This is a genomic window from Halobacillus sp. BBL2006 (assembly GCF_000786645.1).
Classification (GTDB): domain Bacteria; phylum Bacillota; class Bacilli; order Bacillales; family Halobacillaceae; genus Halobacillus.
Window position 1 is genome coordinate 1 of record NZ_JRNX01000738.1, and the last position, 2,647, is coordinate 2,647.

General features: G+C 42.7%; 3 protein-coding genes and 1 pseudogene. All 4 read right to left on the reverse strand.

Going from position 1 to position 2,647, the window contains the following annotated elements; all coding sequences use genetic code 11:
* Positions 1-147 (reverse strand): annotated as a pseudogene (locus LD39_RS19080) (arsenate reductase); the annotation flags it as partial.
* A 30-nt stretch (positions 148-177) separates the two neighbouring features.
* Positions 178-1,473, reverse strand: a complete 1,296-nt coding sequence (locus tag LD39_RS19085) for an arsenic transporter (RefSeq protein WP_035551895.1) — start codon at positions 1,471-1,473, stop codon at positions 178-180.
* Positions 1,474-1,486: 13 nt separating this feature from the next.
* Positions 1,487-1,831, reverse strand: coding sequence for a helix-turn-helix transcriptional regulator (locus LD39_RS19090; RefSeq protein ID WP_035551897.1), 345 nt, complete (start codon positions 1,829-1,831; stop codon positions 1,487-1,489).
* A 121-nt stretch (positions 1,832-1,952) separates the two neighbouring features.
* Positions 1,953-2,647 (reverse strand): BCCT family transporter (locus tag LD39_RS19095; protein ID WP_035551900.1); only part of this gene is annotated, 695 nt, incomplete at its 5' end.

A 2,647-nucleotide genomic window follows, 5' to 3' on the forward strand; every position in this document is an offset into this window, starting at 1 on the left:
AGCGTTCGGGTTTAAACCGTGCGCTTCAATCCCAGCTGAAAGCACTTCGAATTGATCGCCTAAGTATTTTTTACCAAAGCCTTCTGCCATTTGGCTGCGGCAAGAGTTTCCTGTACATAGAAAATAAATAACTGGTTTGTTAGACATGTTGAATTTCTCCTTTATTGGTCAATTATTTTATAGAATCAATAACCATACATATAATCCGACGAGCGTTATAAACAGTGTCGGTACTGTGAGAATAATCCCGACTTTAAAATAGTAGCCCCAGGAAATGCGGAAGCCTTTCATCGATAAAACGTGAAGCCATAGCAATGTTGCTAACGACCCGATCGGGGTAATCTTCGGCCCCAGGTCAGAACCGATGACGTTCGCATAAATGAGCGCTTCCCTCATCGTCCCTGATGTATCAGTTCCAGCAATCGCTAATGCGTCGATCATAACGGTCGGCATGTTATTCATGACAGACGATAAAATTGCTGCAATGAATCCCATCGAAATCGTTCCCACAAATAAGCCCTGATCAGCAGTCACCTGAATGACATTCGCAAGGACATCCGTCAGTCCTACGTTACGTAAGCCATAAACAACGATATACATTCCTAACGAGAAGAAGACAATCGCCCATGGGGCTCCTTTAACAACATCCCCTGTTTTCACGGCCGCACTTCTTCTTGCCATCAGTAAGAAAAAGATCGCTACAATTCCTGCGATAATGGAGACTGGAATGCCTAGCGGTTCACTCGCAAAGTAACCGATCAGCAGTACCGCCAAGACCCCCCATGACATGCGAAACATACTAGCATCCTGAATCGCCTCACTCGGTTTTTTCAGCTGAGATAAATCATACTTTGCCGGAATACTCTTACGAAAAAATACGAATAAGACCAACATACTCGCAGCTAACGAGAATAAATTCGGGACGATCATGCGTGATGCATATTCGATAAACCCGATGTCAAAAAAGTCCGCCGATACGATATTCACTAAGTTACTGACAATCAACGGTAGCGACGTTGTATCGGCAATGAATCCACTCGCCATAATAAACGGCAGGATCATCGCTTCCTTGAAGTTCAAGTTCCTTACCATCGCTAAAACAATTGGCGTAAGGATCAAGGCGGCTCCGTCATTTGCAAACAGCGCAGCCACTACAGCTCCCAATATCGTAACGTAGATGAACATCCGTTTTCCATCACCTTTGGCTGCTCTTGCCATATGTAGTGCTGCCCATTCGAAGAATCCAATTTCATCAAGAATCAACGAGATGATAATGATGGCAACGAACGCCAACGTCGCATTCCAGACAATGTCTGTGACGGCAAGGACATCCTGAAAGTCGACGACTCCGAAAATCAAAGCAAGAACCGCGCCAGCGCATGCTGACCAGCCGATGCCTAAATTCTTAGGCTGCCAGATAACTAAAACTAATGTAAGTACAAAAATAAGTGTTGCGATAAGTGCCAAATTCAAAAGTATCCCCCTACTAGTCGCATTGGATTCTTAGTCCCGCTTTCTCCAATGCTGTTAATTTCTCTCTTTGATCAGGTATTTGTTCCAAGATCTGTTGTAAAATCGCGTACGTTTTGTGAGATGTATTTAAGGAATAGAAGATCCATTGTCCCTTGCGTCGCTCTTTCACCAATCCTGCATCTCTTAACTTTCTGAGATGTTGGCTGACAGAGGGCTGACTCATTTGCAAAACCTCTACGAACTCACAGACACAGCATTCTTGATCTTTCAAGAGCCCGATGATCGTTAATCGTGTTTTATCACCTAAAAGCTTTAACGTTTTTGCTGCATCCTCTAATTCAATGATCGTTTTCTCCATGCAATCACCTCGCCTTTTATAATATAAGCATATACTTATATATGCAACAATTAATTTTGATAAAAAATGAAAAGACCCAGAAGCATTTTGGCTTCTGAGCCTTTCTAATAGCTGAACGAAATTAAGCGGAATGTTTCTTTGTCACTTGCTTTTTCTTCTGGCGCACTTCTCTATTTGCTGCCTTAAAAAATGAAGCACACATAAGCAGGAGAACGATTGAAAAAGGTAAGGCAGAAATGATTAGGATGTTCTGCAAACCTTGTGTTCCTCCAAAGTATACGATAATGGCAGCCACCGAAGAAAGCATAATTCCCCATGTGATTTTCACCGTACTCGACGGCTCTATAGATCCTGAAGAACTGAGCATGCCTAATACGAAGGTTGCCGAGTCTGCAGAAGTGATGAAAAAGATCGCAATAACGAAAATCGTAATGAACGACATAAATGTACCTAATGGATACTGCTCCAATACGCCAAAGGTTGCCGTCTCAAGGGCATACTGAGAAATTTGAGCGACTCCATTTTGCTCGAGCTCCAGAGCAGACACACCGAAAACCGCAAAGAAAATAAAACAGACGAGCGATGGAACGAGAAGAACACCTAACATAAATTCTTTGAGTGTACGACCTTTCGAAATTCTGGCGATAAAAATACCGACAAATGGTGACCATGAAATCCACCAGGCCCAATAGAATATCGTCCAGCTGTTAATCCACCCGCGATTCTCTTCACTTAAAGGTGCAATTCGAAAGCTCATATCAATGAAATTCGTAATGTAATTACCCAGGGAAGCTGTAAACATGTTCAAAATATGAA

Excerpts from the sequence above, each read along its gene's own strand:
- LD39_RS19090 (WP_035551897.1), bottom strand. The coding sequence starts at position 1,831 with ATGGAGAAAACGATCATTGAATTAGAGGATGCAGCAAAAACGTTAAAG.